This is a genomic window from Iodobacter ciconiae (assembly GCF_003952345.1).
GTDB classification, from domain to species: Bacteria; Pseudomonadota; Gammaproteobacteria; order Burkholderiales; family Chitinibacteraceae; genus Iodobacter; species Iodobacter ciconiae.
This window is the reverse complement of record NZ_CP034433.1, coordinates 1,829,994-1,847,298: the sequence shown is the minus strand read 5'-3', so window position 1 is coordinate 1,847,298 and position 17,305 is coordinate 1,829,994. Positions and strand designations below refer to the sequence as shown.

16 protein-coding genes and 1 pseudogene are annotated in these 17,305 nt (G+C 45.9%); 11 read left to right on the top strand and 6 right to left on the bottom strand.

What is annotated here, in order from left to right; all coding sequences use genetic code 11:
• The first annotated feature begins 302 nt into the window (after positions 1–302).
• The 3 genes from ppsA (at position 303) to EJO50_RS08115 (ending at position 4,636) form a co-directional block, all read left to right on the top strand.
• Entirely contained in the window at positions 303–2,675 is a 2,373-nt protein-coding gene (gene ppsA, locus EJO50_RS08125; protein WP_125973167.1) for a phosphoenolpyruvate synthase, read from the top strand.
• Positions 2,676–2,813: 138 nt separating this feature from the next.
• On the top strand, positions 2,814–4,019 hold the full coding sequence (locus tag EJO50_RS08120) for an aspartate aminotransferase family protein (RefSeq protein WP_125973165.1): 1,206 nt from the start codon (positions 2,814–2,816) through the stop codon (positions 4,017–4,019).
• Between the two features lie 341 nt (positions 4,020–4,360).
• Complete coding sequence (locus tag EJO50_RS08115) at positions 4,361–4,636, top strand: hypothetical protein (protein ID WP_125973163.1); 276 nt, start codon at positions 4,361–4,363, stop codon at positions 4,634–4,636.
• A 778-nt stretch (positions 4,637–5,414) separates the two neighbouring features.
• On the opposite strand, the gene EJO50_RS08110 is transcribed toward EJO50_RS08115, so the two are convergent.
• Positions 5,415–5,852 (bottom strand): YaiI/YqxD family protein, encoded by a 438-nt coding sequence (locus EJO50_RS08110; protein WP_125973161.1) that lies wholly within the window; start codon positions 5,850–5,852, stop codon positions 5,415–5,417.
• 168 nt (positions 5,853–6,020) lie between these two features.
• On the opposite strand from EJO50_RS08110, the gene EJO50_RS08105 reads away from it, so the two are divergent.
• Positions 6,021–7,340, top strand: a complete 1,320-nt coding sequence (locus EJO50_RS08105) for a DUF445 domain-containing protein (RefSeq protein WP_164521456.1) — start codon at positions 6,021–6,023, stop codon at positions 7,338–7,340.
• A gap of 160 nt (positions 7,341–7,500) precedes the next feature.
• Here EJO50_RS08105 and EJO50_RS08100 read toward each other — a convergent pair whose 3' ends face one another.
• A complete protein-coding gene (locus EJO50_RS08100; RefSeq protein ID WP_125973157.1) occupies positions 7,501–7,710 on the bottom strand; it encodes a hypothetical protein in 210 nt (69 codons plus the stop codon).
• Positions 7,711–7,904: 194 nt separating this feature from the next.
• The gene (locus EJO50_RS08095; RefSeq protein ID WP_125973155.1) at positions 7,905–8,303 is read right to left on the bottom strand and encodes a hypothetical protein; all 399 of its coding nucleotides are present in this window, start codon (positions 8,301–8,303) and stop codon (positions 7,905–7,907) included.
• Positions 8,304–8,566: 263 nt separating this feature from the next.
• Here EJO50_RS08095 and EJO50_RS17605 point away from each other — a divergent pair, with 263 nt between their 5' ends.
• The gene (locus EJO50_RS17605) at positions 8,567–8,698 is read left to right on the top strand and encodes a hypothetical protein (RefSeq protein WP_267900661.1); all 132 of its coding nucleotides are present in this window, start codon (positions 8,567–8,569) and stop codon (positions 8,696–8,698) included.
• A 74-nt stretch (positions 8,699–8,772) separates the two neighbouring features.
• Here the strand turns inward: EJO50_RS17605 and EJO50_RS08090 are convergent, their stop codons facing one another.
• The 3 genes and pseudogenes from EJO50_RS08090 to EJO50_RS17730 all read right to left on the bottom strand — a co-directional run.
• The gene (locus EJO50_RS08090) at positions 8,773–9,939 is read right to left on the bottom strand and encodes an AGE family epimerase/isomerase (RefSeq protein ID WP_125973153.1); all 1,167 of its coding nucleotides are present in this window, start codon (positions 9,937–9,939) and stop codon (positions 8,773–8,775) included.
• 104 nt (positions 9,940–10,043) lie between these two features.
• Positions 10,044–10,244: a glycoside hydrolase family 125 protein gene (locus EJO50_RS08085; protein ID WP_233702198.1), complete on the bottom strand. Its 201-nt coding sequence runs from the start codon at positions 10,242–10,244 to the stop codon at positions 10,044–10,046.
• Positions 10,245–10,304 (bottom strand): annotated as a pseudogene (locus EJO50_RS17730) (hypothetical protein); the annotation flags it as partial.
• A 465-nt stretch (positions 10,305–10,769) separates the two neighbouring features.
• Here EJO50_RS17730 and EJO50_RS08080 point away from each other — a divergent pair.
• The 6 genes from EJO50_RS08080 (at position 10,770) to EJO50_RS08055 (ending at position 17,161) form a co-directional block, all read left to right on the top strand.
• The gene (locus EJO50_RS08080) at positions 10,770–11,189 is read left to right on the top strand and encodes a DUF4124 domain-containing protein (protein ID WP_125973149.1); all 420 of its coding nucleotides are present in this window, start codon (positions 10,770–10,772) and stop codon (positions 11,187–11,189) included.
• A gap of 525 nt (positions 11,190–11,714) precedes the next feature.
• The gene (locus tag EJO50_RS08075; RefSeq protein WP_125973147.1) at positions 11,715–12,617 is read left to right on the top strand and encodes a protoglobin domain-containing protein; all 903 of its coding nucleotides are present in this window, start codon (positions 11,715–11,717) and stop codon (positions 12,615–12,617) included.
• Positions 12,618–12,625: 8 nt separating this feature from the next.
• Positions 12,626–12,994: an STAS domain-containing protein gene (locus tag EJO50_RS08070; protein ID WP_125973145.1), complete on the top strand. Its 369-nt coding sequence runs from the start codon at positions 12,626–12,628 to the stop codon at positions 12,992–12,994.
• Positions 12,984–13,400, top strand: coding sequence for an anti-sigma regulatory factor (locus EJO50_RS08065; RefSeq protein WP_125973143.1), 417 nt, complete (start codon positions 12,984–12,986; stop codon positions 13,398–13,400). Before EJO50_RS08070 ends, EJO50_RS08065 begins: the two co-directional genes overlap by 11 nt.
• 3 nt (positions 13,401–13,403) lie before the next feature.
• On the top strand, positions 13,404–13,982 hold the full coding sequence (locus EJO50_RS08060) for a SpoIIE family protein phosphatase (protein ID WP_125973141.1): 579 nt from the start codon (positions 13,404–13,406) through the stop codon (positions 13,980–13,982).
• Positions 13,979–17,161, top strand: a complete 3,183-nt coding sequence (locus EJO50_RS08055) for a response regulator (protein WP_125973139.1) — start codon at positions 13,979–13,981, stop codon at positions 17,159–17,161. The genes EJO50_RS08060 and EJO50_RS08055 overlap by 4 nt, the downstream gene beginning before the upstream one ends.
• Positions 17,162–17,305 lie beyond the last annotated feature (144 nt).

The following is a 17,305-nucleotide window of genomic DNA, read 5'->3' as shown; positions in this document are numbered from 1 at the left end:
TTAAGTACACTGAGCACGGTTGTCCGGTTAGGGCGGCTGTCCGTTAAAAAGGTTTTTTTAACTATAAAAAAGCTTGGTTTTATAGTGTTCTACTCATCATCTCTTCTGATAGTAAGCTTTTCATCTAAAAATGCAAGAATTCTGTTGTAAGGTTGCTATTCGGCGCGGATTGGGAATAATTCTGTCAGTTAGCATTTAATGTATTTTCATGTAGTGGTTTATCCTGAGTTTTCTCTGGGCGGTCTCAGCCTAGAATGCACCTAATTTATCGCAACGCAACATTTCAAATAAGGCTCCGTACTATGTCCGAACGCTATGTGATCGATTTCGCCCGTCTGCGCATGCACGATGTAGAACAGGTAGGCGGTAAAAACGCCTCGCTCGGTGAGATGATCTCTCAGCTTACAGAAAAAGGCGTTCGCGTCCCCGGTGGTTTTGCGACCACCGCAGCGGCATATCGACAATTTTTGGCTCACCAGGGGCTTGCTGATCGTATTGATGCGATTATGAACACTCTGGATGTCAATGATGTCCGCGCGCTTGCCATTGTGGGCAAGCAAATCCGTACCTGGATTCTGGATACGCCGTTTCCGGAACAACTGGAAGCCGAGATTCGCGAATATTACAAATTGCTTGGTGATAATGTAACTGTTGCGGTGCGCTCTTCTGCAACAGCAGAAGATTTGCCTGATGCGTCTTTTGCGGGGCAGCAGGAAACATTCTTGAATATTCGTGGTTTTGAGAATGTTTTAGTGGCGATGAAAGAAGTGTTTGCGTCTCTTTATAATGATCGTGCTATCTCTTATCGCGTGCATAAAGGTTTTGATCATAAGCTGGTTGCACTGTCTGCGGGGATTCAGCGTATGGTGCGCTCGGATGTGGGTGCTGCCGGCGTGTTGTTTACCATTGACACCGAAACCGGCTTTGATCAGGTTGTGTTTGTAACCGCTTCCTATGGCCTCGGTGAAACCGTGGTGCAAGGTGCAGTTAATCCTGATGAGTTTTACGTACATAAGCCAACATTGCGTGCAGGTCGCCCGGCTATTGTGCGCCGCCACTTAGGCGGAAAAGCCATCAAGATGGAGTTCGATCGTGAAGCGGTAGCGGGTAAATCCGTGAAGACGGTTGATGTTGATCCGAGTGATCGCCGTAAGTTCTCGATCAGCGATGCTGAAGTGGAAGAGCTGGCAGGCTACGCACTGACTATTGAAGAGCATTATGGCCGTGCCATGGATGTGGAATGGGGCCGCGACGGGATTGATGGCAAGCTGTACATTTTGCAGGCGCGTCCGGAAACCGTAAAATCGCAAGAAAGCAATGCGGAAAGACTGACTAAATTTCGCATGCTGGAAAGAGGCAGGGTGTTAGCTGAAGGCCGCTCGGTTGGGCAAAAAATAGGTCAGGGCCGTGTACGTGTGGTGCGTGATGTGTCCGAAATGGACAGAGTTGAAGCAGGGGACGTGCTGGTTTCTGACATGACTGATCCCGATTGGGAGCCTGTGATGAAGCGTGCTTCTGCCATCGTTACCAACCGTGGTGGTCGGACTTGCCACGCAGCAATTATTGCGCGCGAGCTGGGTATTCCTGCAGTGGTCGGTTGTGGCGATGCAACACAGGTCTTGAAAGAAGGCGATCTGGTGACCGTTTCGTGTGCCGAAGGCGACACCGGCAATGTTTATGAAGGGATTCTGAAGTTCGAGCGGATGGATACTTCGCTTAGCCATATGCCTGAATCGCCGGTTAAAATCATGATGAATGTGGGCAACCCCGAGCTGGCATTTGAATTTTGTCAGTTGCCAAGTGAAGGCGTGGGCCTGGCGCGTTTGGAATTCATCATCAACCGCATGATTGGCGTGCATCCGAAAGCACTGCTTGCTTATCCGCACTTGCAGCCCGAGCTGAAAGCTCAGGTTGAAGAGCGCATCGCAGGCTATCGCACGGCCGTTGATTTTTATGTAGATAAGCTGGCCGAAGGGATTTCTACACTGGCAGCTGCTTACTCGCCGAAAAAAGTGATTGTGCGTTTGTCTGATTTTAAGTCAAATGAATACGCTAATCTGATTGGCGGCGCAGAGTACGAGCCGCACGAAGAAAACCCGATGATCGGCTTTCGTGGTGCTGCGCGTTATGTAGATAAAAGCTTCCGTGATTGTTTCGAGCTGGAATGCAGCGCAGTGAAAAAAGTGCGCGATGTGATGGGTTTGACCAACGTGGAAGTCATGATTCCCTTTGTGCGTACCCTGAAAGAAGCTGAATGCGTGATCGAGCTTCTGGAGCGTAACGGCCTGAAACGTGGCGACAATGGTCTGCGTGTCATCATGATGTGTGAGATTCCTGCTAATGCGGTACTGGCAGACCAATTCCTGCATTTTTTTGATGGCTTCTCTATTGGCTCCAATGATATGACACAGCTGACTCTTGGGATTGACCGTGATTCAGGCGGCCCGGTTTCTACTTCGTTTGATGAGCGTGATGATGCGGTGAAAGCGATGTTGTCAATGGCGATCAAAGCGTGCCGTAAAGCTAATAAATATATCGGTATTTGTGGTCAGGGACCGTCTGATCACCCGGATTTTGCCCAGTGGCTGGTAGAAGAGGGGATCGAAACGATTTCTTTGAACCCGGATACCGTGGTGGAAACCTGGTTGTATCTGTCGGGCGCCGCAGCAAAGTAAGTTCATTCAGCCCTTCGCCTAGGTAGAGGGTTGTTTGGTATTACTTATTAATGCGCCTCAGTATTGAATAAAGCATCAGCGGCGGGTTACGATACAAAATCGGACCCGCCGTTTTTATATTGAAAATAAGGAAAAAAAATGTCCCATACCCGTGCTGATTTTGACCAGTATATGGTCCCTAATTACGCCCCTGCAGCTTTTGTCCCCGTGCGCGGTGCAGGCAGCCGAGTGTGGGATCAGGCGGATCGTCAGTATGTGGATCTAACCGGTGGTATTGCGGTGAATGCTCTGGGGCACTGCCATCCCGCTCTTGTGGCCGCGTTGAACGAGCAGGGCAGCAAGCTTTGGCATCTTTCCAACGCGTTTACCAATGAACCGGCACTGGATCTGGCTCAAAAACTGGTTAAAGCCACTTTTGCAGATCGCGTATTTTTTTGTAATTCGGGTGCAGAAGCCAATGAAGCCGCGCTTAAATTGGCCCGCCGCGCCGCAATTGAGCGCTTTGGCGACAAAAAACACAAAGTACTATCCGCGCTTAATTCATTTCATGGACGCACTTTCTTTACCGTATGCGTGGGTGGGCAGCCCAAGTATTCCGATGGTTTTGGTCCTAAGCCTGCTGGTATTGAGTACTTTGAATACAACAATCTGGATTCCTTAAGCGCGCTGATCGATGATGAAACCGCATGTGTGATTATCGAGCCGATTCAGGGCGAGGGCGGGGTTGTGCCAGCGACAGCAGCATTTATCGCTGGCGTGCGCGCTCTTTGTGATAAGCACCATGCCTTCTTGATTTTTGATGAAGTACAAAGTGGTGCAGGCCGCACCGGCAGTCTTTATGCCTATCAGGAATATGGCGTATCACCGGACATTCTGACTAGCGCCAAGGGCATTGGTGGAGGCTTTCCGCTGGGCTGTATGCTGACCACTAGCGATATTGCCAAGCATCTTGCCGTCGGCACACACGGTACCACCTATGGCGGCAATCCTTTGGCCTGTGCCATTGGTAATGCTTTATTGGATGTGGTGAACACGGCTACTGTGCTGGATGGTGTAAAAGCCAAGCGGGAACTATTTGTAGCGGCTATTGCTAAAATTAACGCACAATATTCGGTATTTGATGAAGTGCGTGGTATGGGCTTATTGATTGGTGCAGAGTTAAAACCTGCATTTGCAGGCAAGGCTAAAGATTTATTGAATCTGGCGGTAAAAGAAGGCCTGATGATCCTGATGGCGGGCCCGAATGTGATTCGTTTTGCACCATCTTTAGTGATTGCAGATGAAGATATTCGCGAGGGCATGCAGCGCTTTGAGCGTGCAGTGGCGGCATTTGTTACCGCGTAAGCCTAAATAAGTGAGCTTTGAAACGCCTCAGATGGGGCGTTTTTTTTGCCTGGTATTTGTGCTTTTTGATGAAAGTAGATGATGGGCAGGTTGGGCTGTAAGGATGTATTCGGGAGATGAGTGAAACAAATGCAGCAGAGCCTGTGATTAGGTCGCGAAGGCTTGATGTTATGTGCTTTTGGATATCTTCAAGTAGCTGTCAGTATAAAGTTAGTCAGAGTAGGAGCTGGGAAAGAAATATGGTTATCGCCTTGATTCGATATCCTTTGATCGTGCTAATGTTGCTGCCCGGCTTTGGGCTGGCACAGAGGAGTACTCGGAGCAGGAGCGGCTCTCCTTAAGTGGTTTTAAAGCACCCGGTAGGAGAAGGAATTGCCAGGCTTGAACTTGCAATGGGCTATGCCCGTGAAAAATTACCCGTACATGATTCAGATGGCGTGCTTGATTTAGATGGTTCAACATTATGGGGGGGCTATCTGGATTATCAATTGCAAAATTGGCAATTCAGAGTGGGATATGCAAAATTAAAGTTAGAGAATGAATTGCCAGATCTGGCTGTTTTGTTGAATATCTTACGTGCTCCTCAGTTTGGTGTTTTTGGCCAGGGGCCTTCATAATTTGCTAACAGGGCAATGGTTAAAGGAAAAACGGTTGAATTTATTTCTGTCGGGATTATTTATGGTAATGCCCTTTGCAAATACAACTAATGTTACGCCAATTATTGGCAACGACCATTTCCTATTCAGATAATGATGTAGCATTATCTAATGCGGGCTTATCGCCTGGGGGTTTTTACTTCTTACGCATTGTATTCAAAAGTAAAACTAAAAGTTATCAAATATGATGTTGGATTGACTGATACCCCCGCATTTGCTGAAGTAAATCGTTTATCCAGATTGATTCAGCCCTATCACTGTCAGTGATCAATTGGTAATCCCTCCATTTTAAAGTTCACTTAAAAGCAGAGACCAGGCATGTAATGCCAGTTTTTTTTCGGGGTGATACCGCTCAATCCCATATGCGGGTGTTCGTTATTGTAAGTCCAAAGCTATTGCATTGCAGCTCCTTGAACGTCAGCAATACTTTCAAAACCATTGCATGCCAAACATTCATAATGCATTGCGCGATTACAGTGTCAATCAGCGTCCAATACTTTCCACTTGTTAGCGTTCAAAAATTTCTAGTTTATTAGCTCGTTTTTTGCTCCTTTTTAATACGGTTTGAATCGTTGCCTGTTTCTAAAATTTCACAATGATGCATTATCTGGTCTAGCAGTACTTGTCGCCATCTTGGCATCTCTGAGTAACCGTTACACAAACTGGGGTGGAAATGATTGGACACTGTTTACCTCGGCCCCCTGGAATGTTTTGTACGCTGATTTACAAACGTTGTACTTTATATGAGCAAACTATCCAGTGCCCGCGCAAAGTTTTGCCTGTCTGCGCTGCTCATGGCACTCGGGCCGCCGGTGTCGATGCCGCTGGCGCGTAAGCTGTCCATAAAGTCACGCATATTCAGGCGCTCGCCGATATTCTCGCGGCTTAAACGCTCGCCGCGAGAATCCAGCACTAGGCCACCTTTGGTAATCACATCCGATGCAAGCGGAATATCCGAGGTAATAATTAAATCCCCAGCCGCACATAGCTCCACAATCCGCCGATCCGCCACATCAAAGCCTTGCTCCACCACCAAGGACTTTAAAAAGGGCGAGCTCGGCGTTTGAATATACTGATTGGCCACAAAAGTGCAGACGATTTTGCAGCGCTCGGCGGCGCGAAACAGAATCTCTTTAATCACCTTGGGGCAGGCATCGGCATCAACCCAGATTTGCATGTCTCAGACCTGTGTATTGTTATTTATAGCGGCGAATTATAGCGCGTGTGGGGTGTTGATTGCGGTGGGATTACGGTGGCGTATTGTTATTTTGGGTGAGATGCACGAGGCGGTGCGATGCTATTTGTAAATACAGGAAATAACATCTCGCTGTAGATGGTGATACCCTTGAATTCAATCAATCTTCCGATTAAGCCAATGACTTCATCCAATCATCTTTATCAGGCCATAGAAAGCGCTGAAATAGCGCTTAAACGCCAAAAATTAAAGCAGGCCAAACTCTTGCCACTGGCATTATTGCTATTCTTTGCCGCGGTGTTTGTGATGGCCACGATATATAAATCGCGCTATCCGGCGCTGGCGTATATCACGGCGTTTGCAGAGGCGGCCATGGTAGGGGCTTTGGCGGATTGGTTTGCGGTGGTGGCTTTATTTCGCCGGCCCTTAGGCCTGCCCATTCCGCACACCGCAATTGTGCCCAGAAATAAACTGCGTATTGCCGATAGCATGGGCAGTTTTATTCAAAGCAATTTTTTATCGCCAGAGCGAGTCGTTGGCAAAATTCGGGAATTTAATCCTGCGCTTAAAATTGCTGCATGGCTGACGCAAAACGTGCGGCCCTTTTCTAATTTATTAATCAGAGCACTTAGCTATAGCCTTAATTCCCTGCATGACGGGCGATTACTGGCTTTTTTAAAAAGTACCTTAATTACCGAATTACAGCGCATCGATATCAGCCAGTTTAGCGGCCATGTTTTAGAATCGCTCACGCAAAATGGCCGCCACCACCATGTATTAAGCGAAGTATTGCACGAATTACAAAAAATACTCGGCCGTGCCGAAACACAAGAAGCCATGGCGCAGGTGGCCGCAGAAGAAATCTCATTTCTAAAATATATGGTACTGGATAAAGTGGCCGGTAAATACCTGGCCGAAAAAATGCTGGGTGCAGTGCAAAAAGAATTAAAAGCCATGCAAGATCATCCCGACCATCATTTACGCCTGCAATTTGATCGCTATATCGCCCAATTTGCGGATAAATTAAAACACGATGCCGAATTCAAACAAAGGGGCGAAAAGCTTAAGAATGAATTGCTTGCCCATCCGGCGGTAGGTGAATATATCGAAACACTCTGGTCGCAGTTATTACGCTGGCTGCATAGCGATTTGCACCGGGTGGATTCCACTATTCGTGCCAATATCATGCTATTGGCTGCCGATATGGGTAAAAAGCTCAATGAAAATACCGAAATGCAAGAATGGATCAACACCCAATGCGAACGCGCCATTCCCCCAGTTATTGAAGAATACCGCGAAACAATCGGCATCTTTATCTCCGACCAAGTCAAAACATGGGACGAGCAATATATGGTGGAGCGCATCGAATTAAACATCGGCACCGATTTGCAATTTATTCGTGTGAGCGGGACTTTGGTCGGCGGATTGGTGGGATTGATTATTTATGTGGTGGCGGGGTATTTGGGCTAATAAACTAAGTGGTTAGGTAAAAGTTACCTTGTATAATTCAGTATCAACTTGTTGATTTATAAAGAAACACACCCTGTAAAATTTATACCGAACTACTTATGTTTTTTGATTAGGAAAGGAGGGCAAACGCTGCCCTGTTGATAGTGCCTACTTAGCTAATTTATAAAAATAAATCTCCATATCCCCAAATAATTGTCCCAGTAATAGTTAGTGCTAATCCAATAAGTTCATCATTCATTATTTTTTCTGTGATTTTTTTCTGGTCATTGTATTCTTGGCTGTCTTTTTGAGGGACATATACTGCATAGTGAAACTTCTCATTCATTACGTTTTCAATGTCACGAGATGAAGAAAGAACGCTATTTTTCATGGTTAAAAGCAGCCCAATAATTGTTATTATGGAGCCTGACCTTCCAACCCACTGGGGATCTTGTGTAAATAGGGAGTACGCTAAGGATACTAAAAGTGTGATTATGGATAAAGTACACATTACCCATGTTTTTAGTAATATTTTATACATATTTTCCTAGGGGTATGAAAGTTGAGAAGAGTATTTTACGGTTGCTAATTTATTTGGCCGAATCTATTTATATGGATAGTTACATCTTGTTTGCTGTTTAACGTATATTTCCTAGTTTTACTGTCATAGCTAACGCGTAAACTATATGTATCAATTCCACATATAATATCCATTGCAATACAATTAGATAATATGCTGTTTGGAATAATTAAATAGTCATTTTTGTTTTGCCCGTGTAGGACAAACACATAAAAGGTCTGGCTGGAGTTGTTTGCATCAAATGCTTTGCGTTTCACTCCAAAAGAAAATACGCCTTCTTTTATATTTGCTGTTTTAACTTGAATGTGGAAGTATTTTCCAGCTTCATTTGCGGCTACTAAGTCAATGCCTTTGTCTACCGTCATTAAAGATACATTGAAATTTCTAAATAATAGCTCCGACATCACCGCGTACTCGCCTGCCTTTCCGATAAAACCTGTGTCGCCTGTTAGAACGGGATCTGGTGTGGGGGATGTAAAATTGTTTATTGTGACTCGCTTTAGTCGATAGATTCCACGTTTTAGCCCTCCAGTTTTATTTTGTAGAACTATTGGCGTCAGTGGATCGCATAATGGATAAGTTTATTGAAGAACACTCTCATATTTGGCAGCGTGTCTACGAGAGAAGGCACAAGAAAATCATCGGAACGATCATCAGATTCTCGTTCATGGCTACGTCGGAATCCAGAAGTATCTTGGTTCATGCTTCGCAATGGGCGATGAACCCGCGTCTGGGCGTCGCTACGAGTGACGAGCAGATTCAAAGGCAGCTCGTTGCTATGCTCACGACCAAGCCGTGAAATGCGAACCTACTCAATGATTACCTCAACGGCGCAACGCCAGCGGCAATTGCGCCCTAAGTTTATTCCTCCTCTTAATCAACCACCCTCAAAACCTCATAACACGCGCCCATGGTGTGGTAGTCGGTTTTGCCTGCGGGGGATTTGTGTTGGTCGATTTTCTGGTTGTCCGGGCTGAGGATGCGGTACCACGCGCCGTGTTGGTGGTCTACGAAGTGCTGCCAGCTGTAGGCCCAGATTTTGTCGTAGGCTTGCCAGTATTTCTCTTTGCCAGTGCGATCCGCCAGCAAGGCGGCTGCTGCGAGGGATTCGGCTTGCACCCAGAAGTATTTATCCTGATCGTAAGGCTCGCCGTCCAGGTCGTAGCCGTAGATCAGCCCGCCGTGTGCTTCGTCCCAGCCTGATGACATGGCTTCGTCAAACAACTCGCGGGCGCGGGCCAGGTGCCAGGGCTGCGGGTCGTGGCGGTCTAAAATGAGCAGCAGTTTGGCCCATTCGGTTTGGTGGCCGGTCTGGATGCCCCATGGGCGGAAGATATTGGTCTTGTTGCCCTTGTTGTATTGCAAATTGGGCGTCCAGTCGGTGCGGAAATGCTCCCAGATTGCCCCGCCCGTTAAGGCGGCCTGGCGCTGGGTAAAGTTGGCGGCCAGTAGTTTGGCTCGGTCTAAATAGCGGATTTCGCCGGTGGCTTCAAAGGCGGCGAGCATGGCTTCGCAGCCGTGCATATTGTCATTTTGGCCGCGATAATCATCCAGCACCCACACGCTACTGGCTTCACTGGCGTAAACGCCGTATTCGGGCAGCCAGAAATGTTGCTCCATGGTGTCGTAAGTTTCATCCAGCCATACTTTGGCTTCATCCATGCCGCAACGTATGGCGCAGGCGTAAGCCAGCATCACAAAGGCGAGGCCATAGCATTGGTTGGTGGCATCCGTTACGGCACCGTTTTTAACTTCCCATGCATAGCCGCCGGAAAGCGGGTTGAAGTGCACCTTACGGATAAAATCAATGCCGTGCCGGACGCGTGCCTGATAGGTCTCATCGCTAAACTCCAGCCACGCCATGGCGTTGTTAAACACAAAGCGGGTGGACGAAACAAGGTGGCGAGTGTCTTTATCGTAAATACTGCCGTCATCCATGTAGTAATGATAAAAACCGCCAGCGGGGTCGACCGATATCGGGTCATAAAACGCCATGGTGTGGCGAATATGCTTAAGTAGAAATTCTCTGGTGCGAAACATTATATAGTCCCTGGCAAAGAAAAAATTGGATGGCACTAAAAACTAAAAAGGGAAAAACGGTGGCGCCCCCATTTTCATGTTGGCTGCAGTTAGCTGCATAGCCGTCAGTCATTGCGTATCAAAGGGCCTGCGATTGCTACTATGCGGCCAAAAACCATGATGGCGTAGCACAGCGAATCCAGGGTCCATTTGCGCTCGTGTAATTCGGGCAATATGGTGGTGTTGTCCGATTGCCACTGGCTATGGGCAGGCCTGGCGTGGATATCGCCGGTAATCACAAAAGTATCCAGCATGCTATCGGTCATCTGAAAAGCCACTGTGGTATCAAGGGTATTGGGGTAACACTGGTGAAATAAGTGCTGCATTGTGGGGTTGGAGATCTGCTGGCTGACACTTTCGATATACTGTTGACTGCAGTGCAGTGGAATTTTTGTGGCTGCAAGAGGCTTTTCCGGTAGTGAAAATAGCTTGAGGGTTTACAGGGTGTTCAGGAGCACTTGGCCTTGCTGTGATTATATTTGCTTGATTTGTTTGAATTATTTGCGTTCTAGCATCTACGGTTTATTGTAGTTAAATATGTGTGTATTGATGAATAAAGTGGCTGTTTCTCAGGTTTACCATGATGTTGATGGTGCCTCTATTGATGTCACTCAGCATGGGCGAGCGTTTTGGCAGGAAGTTTCATTGAATAAAAAGGCCTATCTGCTAATTGTGCCAATCTATTAAAATGGCTAATTAGAACCTCCAATGGCATGGTGTCTATTTATTGATTACGCTATCTTTTACTAAGGCTTGTGAGCGCCGGGCTAAATAAAAAGGAAGTTTATATAATGAGAATTTTAATTTTAATGGCTCTGTTTATTGCAGGATTTGCACAGGCAGAGATTTACAAATGGAAAGATGCAGACGGGATGATGCATTATTCTGATCAGCCGCCTAAGGGGAATAAGGTAGAAGTACTTAAGACTAAGGATTTGCCTGTCAGCTCAATGTCAGGCCATAAAAAAGAAGCTTCTGCCGCGAGTTCTGTGGCTGTCAAAGCCAGTGCTCCAGCTGCCGCACCCGTTGCAGCTAAGGGTGAAAAGGACGAAAAAGCCTGTAAAGAAGCTATGGCAAGATTAGGTTATTTGCAAGGCTCGAAAAAGTTTTCAACGGTGAATGAGAAGGGCAACCTTGAGTTTATGGAGGCCGGACAACGTAAGGCAGAAACGGCCAGTGTAGAGGCTAATGTCAAACGTTTTTGCCCTTGAGTCAGTTGTGCAAAATGTACATTGGATAACCGCCTGTTTGAGGCGGTTTTTTTTTGCGTCTCTACTCTTGAAAATAGATGGCAATAACCATCGGGTGCTGCTCATAAGTGGTTTTTACATCAGCTAATTGCTGAAAACCATGTACTTGAGCTGACCGGCTTGGGAGGGTTAGCCGTATTATTTTTGTATTTATTTGAAATAGATTTTTTGTAAGCCAAAGTACTTTTACCGACGAAGCCTCCTTTTTGCATGGCAAAAGCCTTTTTGAGCTGCCTCTGAATTTTTAGCTTACGTGCTAGCACTTTTTTAATTTTTTACTTTCTTGATTCTTTCTTTTTGGCGTAATAATTCATTGGGTCTGGAAAGTTTGAGTTTATATATTGCTAAACGCCTTTCGCCTAGCTATCTAGAAACACGGCAAATTTTTATTGTTCAGCTTTCAGTAAAAACTTTGTAAAAAATTGACCATGTTTTTTTGCAATAGCATGGTTTTGTCAGCTTCAAGTGATGCGAAGGGGAATAAAGATGCATGAACATGCTAGTCAGACATCGATTAAAGATGTGATGCGTTTGCACGATATTGATGAAACTGATCTTGAAGTTGTGCGTAAATACGGTGCTTTGGTTGTTCCCAGAATCAATGAATATATTACTCATTTTTATGAATGGATTCGTGAATTACCAGAATACCAGATGCTGATGGCCAATGATGAGGTTAAAAAGCGTGCACAAAATGCCCAGCTAACCTATTGGAAAACATTTTTTACAGCTCATCTTGATGATGCCTATATGGAAGATCGCCGGCGTCTGGGTGAAACCCATGCACGGATTGGTTTGTCTTTACCCAGCTATTTTGCAGGGATGAATTATTCTTTTGTTCTGTTTACTAAAAAGTTATATGACGGTGGTTTATTTAGTGAAGAATATGGTAAGGCCGTAGCGGCGATTACAAAATTATTACATTTAGATACTACGATTGTGGTGGAAACATATAGCCGTTTAATTAATGAAAGAATTAACGAGCAAAGCCGTGCCTTAATGGAAATGTCTACGCCGGTCACCATGATCTGGCAGGATATTTTAATGTTGCCAGTGGTAGGAATTATTGATTCGAAGCGGGCTCAGGATATTATGGCCGCAATTTTATTGAAAATTTCTGAAACCCGTTCCCGTGTATTTATTATGGATATCTCCGGTGTGGCCATTGTAGATTCAGGAGTGGCTAATCATTTAATTAAAATTACTAAGGCAACCCGATTGATGGGCTGCACCAGCTTGATATCCGGAGTTTCTCCTTCTATTGCTCAAACAATTGTGCATCTGGGGATTGATATTGAAGGCATGACAACCCATGCCACACTGCGGGATGCTTTAGAGCAGGCATTTAAAAGCGTGGGTATCAGAATGAAGAGACTTGATGAAGTTTAGGGGGCGTAATGAATGAGTGTGAATCAGGGGGAGGGGTCACAATTTCTGTTGTTGAAGATGCTTTACTTGCCTGTGTGCAAAGCGATTTGCGACCCTCAACAATGATTGCGCTACAAAGCAAGCTGTTGCAACAGGTGAGTAAAGTCGCCGCCAAAGGGGTAATGCTTGATTTATCTGAAGTAGATGCTCTGGATGTGGATGGATTTGTAGCTTTAGTCGAATTAACACAGATGCTGAAAATAATGGGGGCTAAAACGGTATTTATTGGTTTCAGGCCAGGGGTGGTAGCCGGTTTGGCAGCGCTAGATAGCGATTTATCAGCATTGCGGGGCTGTCAGACAATCAGACAAGCACTGGATTTATTACATGAAACCTAGCGTGGAAATGGCCACCGTCTGGCGAAAGATTTGTAATGATGCTGATGTTGCCATGTTGGTAGCTTATACGTTTTCTTTGGCCAAGCAGTGTGGTTATTCGCCTGTTGCTGTCACTGAAATTACAACGGGAGCCTCTGAGCTGGCTACGAATATCGTGAAATATGCAGGTGAAGGCATGATGTCTTTTTCCTGGGTGGTTGCCAAAGGTCGTGAAGGGCTGGAAGTGAAGGCTGAAGATCGGGGTCCTGGGATAAAAAGCCTGGATCTTGCCATGTCCGAGCACTATAGCACCAAGGGTACATTGGGGCTGGGTTTGCCCGGGACACGCCGTTTAGCTGATGAGTTTGAAATTAGTTCAGAGCCAGAGATGGGAACCTGTGTCCTGTTTCGTAAATGGAAAAACTAAGCCATGCATTTTGAATATGCACGTTGTTTACGTCCTTGTTTTGGCGAGGTGGTGTGCGGTGATGGCACATTTATCAAGCAGGTGGAACACGGCGTATTAGTGGGTATTTTGGATGTACTGGGTCATGGCCCGGAAGCTCATGAGCTGGCCCGGTTGTGTGAGCAGTGGCTGGAAGAAAATAGTAGTGAAGATATTGGCTGGATGCTTAAATCTTTACATGAACACATTCGCGGATCGCGCGGAACGGCGATTACCATGGCTTTTCTGGGCAATGATGGCCAGGCGCAGTGCATCACGATTGGAAATACGGTGATGCGAAAATTGGGGAAAGATTGTTTTACTTTTCCGGCTCAGGCAGGCACGTTAGGCATTATTTTACGCAGTATCCGGATCGAGACCTTTAGCTTTAAGAGTGATGATGTGTTTGTTTTTGCGACCGATGGCATTCAGGAGCACATTGCGGCTAATGATATTTTGCTAGAACGAAGAAACACCCTTAACCAAATGGTTGCAAACTTGCTTAGCCGTTTTGGTAAGCTTTATGACGATGCAACCTGCCTGGCGATAAAGTGCACATTATGACTGAACTTGGCGTGCTGGATTTACGCTCCGAAGAAAGCGTTTTTATCGCTCGAGATAAACTGCGCCGTGCTCTGGGCTGCTTAAAATTCAACCGAATGCGTAGCGATTTTCTGTTAACAGGGTTTTATTCGCTATGCCAGCTTGTGCGGCAATCAACATCGAATCATCTTTTGCCTGTGGGGCTGGAAAACGATTCATTTTATTTTATGGTGCACTCTGAAGGCGGCTGGGCTAAACATTCGCTCTCTGCCTTTTTTGATGCGCGACATACGGTGTCAAATGGCATGGTGCAGCTGGCGTTCAGAATTGATCATCAGGATGCTGATGCCATTTTGCAAGTTAAAAACATTCTTAATGAGCAAACTCGCGATGAATTGATGTCGGTACTGACGGTGAGTAATGCCGAGTTGGCTGCACGCAAACAGGGGCTTGAGCAAGAGGCTGATCTTCGCGCGATGGCTTTGCAGCAAAGCGAAATGCAGTCTAAAGCGGTAATTGAAGGTGCGCCGATTGCCGTTATTTTACTGGATCAGAATTGTTGTGTGACGGATTGGAACCGTGCGGCCGAGCTAACCTTTGGGTTTACTGTTAAGGAAGTGGTAGGTTTGAAGCTGCAAAGCCTTATTCATATTGAAGGCGAGGGTGATTTACCGCTGGTGCTGGAGCGCGGTTTGAGTGAAGCCACTTCACGCATTACTACCGCACGGTTTTGGGAGCTGCTGGCAAGAAATCGTTCAGGGAGCTTATTGCCCATTGAAGTGGGTATGACCATTTTGAATATGGACGGGCATTGTAGTGGCACTTTGTTTGCCCGTGATATTAGCCAGCGTAAAATGGTTGAGCAAGAGCTGCAGTTGGCAAAAACCAGGGCAGAGGAGGCCGCTTCGGTTAAATCTAGCTTTCTTGCCAATATGAGTCATGAAATTCGTACCCCCATGAATGCTGTTATTGGTTTATCCCATCTGGCATTAAAAGCAGAAATGCCGCCAAAGCAACGTGACTACCTGTCAAAAATTCATCATGCAGGTACATCTTTGCTGGGCATTATTAATGATATTCTTGATTTTTCTAAAATTGAGGCTGGTAAATTAAATATTGAAGTTGCCCCGTTTGATTTAGAAACCGTACTTAATAATGTATGTACAGTTACAACTCAGAAAGTATTTGAAAAGGGCTTGGAATTTGTTATTCATAATCCGGTAGATATTCCCCCTTGTTTACTTGGGGACTCTTTAAGGCTCAGCCAGATTATGATTAATTTGGTAAATAACGCTGTAAAGTTTACCGAGTCTGGTGAGGTGGAAATTACTATTTGTTGTCTGGAAAAAAATCAAGAAAAAACGCAATTAGAATTCAGAGTGAGAGACACCGGTATTGGTATGACGCAAGAGCAGCTGGCTAAACTTTTTATGCCGTTTACTCAGGCAGATAACAGCACTACCCGTAAATTCGGTGGTACAGGATTGGGATTGTCAATTAGTAAACGGCTGGTTGAGTTGATGGGAGGGCATATCTGGGCCGAGAGTGAAATTGGCGCGGGTAGCCAGTTTGTATTTACTGCCTGGTTTGGGATAGAGCATAAAGAAATCAGAACCCGCGCTATTCCGGAAAAAATAAATAATATGCGTGTGCTTGTTGTTGATGATCATGAGCATGCGCGTTTGGCCATTATTGAAGTATTAAAACGGTTTTCAGTGCGTATTGAACATGTGGGCTCCGGGCAGGGGGCCATTGAGCTATGTAGCGCTGCACATCAGCGGGGGGACCCATTTGGCTTGGTATTGCTGGACTGGCAAATGCCGATTATGGATGGAGCCCAGGCTGCCAAGAAAATTCAGGAGGTATTACCTGGCGATCACACGCCCAAGCTTGTAATTGTAACTGCATTTGATCGTGAAGATATTTATATCCAGGCGCAAAGTTTAAATATCAATGCCATTTTAACCAAGCCGGTTAATGCGTCTTCTTTAACAGATTGCCTGGTTTCAATTTTTGCCAGTGATGATATTTCTGCTGCCCGGGCTGCTCCGCAGGATGAAGTGGAAATAGGGCTGCAAGGAATGCGAGTATTGCTGACCGAGGATAATTCGATTAATCAGCAAATTGCCACAGAGCTGCTAAGTTCGGTCGGTGTTGATGTTGTTGTGGCCAATCATGGTAAAGAGGCATTGGAAAAACTGGAGCTATTAGGGGGCGCTTCTTTTGATGTGATCCTGATGGATATGCAAATGCCTGTGATGGACGGATATGAAGCCTCCCGGCATATTCGTGCAGATGCACGCTATAACCATATTCCGCTTATTGCGATGACGGCGCATGCGATGGTGGAAGAGCGTGCGCGTTGTCTTGATTTGGGTATGAATGACCACATTTCAAAACCGATAGATCCTATCCAGTTTTTTGAATGTCTAAAGCACTGGCGGATAACTACACCAGATGGTAATCCTAGGGCTGAAATCAGCGCAGATGAGCTAGCAGCGCCTGTTCTCACCGAGCTGGCCTCATCAGGAGTGGCTCAGGCTGCGGTTCACATGCCGCCACGGGCAATGTCCGTATTAGCTCCGCCGCTGCCTGTGGAGCGGCACGAGCTGGATATCAAAGTTGGCCTGAGTTATGTGCTGAATAATTCTTCTCTTTATTTGCGGATGCTGAAACAATTTTATGGCAGTGAGGCCGATTGCGTGCAAAGAACACATGCGGCGTTGCTTGCAAATGAATTAGAGCCTGCTTTACGATTTTCGCACACCTTAAAAGGTCTTAGTGCCACGCTGGGAGGGAGCCGGGTTTCTGAAATTGCCGGACGGATTGAATCGGCCATCTCGCATGGTGGTGGTTTGAACGAAGTGAGGGAAGATTTGCTTTTGCTTGAGCAGCATCTGAGTGTGCTGATGCATGAGGTGAATGATTATATTAATGGTGAAGATCCTTTTGCCAATGCCGCAGTACCATCAGGCAAAATGTCTGCCAAAGAATTACAAAGTCTTTTATTCTGGCTGGAGCGTCTGTTAACAGATATGGATGCTGAAGCACTTACTGTGATGAGTAAGTACGGGGATGCAATGGCTGATTTTTTTGATCCTGTAGAATTCGCCACATTCAGAATTGCTCTGGAGAAATTCAATTTTGGTGATGCACTGCCTATTTTAAAAAAAATGAGCGCCAGCATTGCTGTTGCGTAAGAAATCTGACGTAACGATCAGACTGTTTGAGATTAATTTCCGAATAAATTACTAGAACGCTTTCATACAGAATAATCAGCAGAGCACTTGGGCCCTGTTGATTTTATATTGGCGGCCATAAAAATCCTGTGCATAGCCAATCGT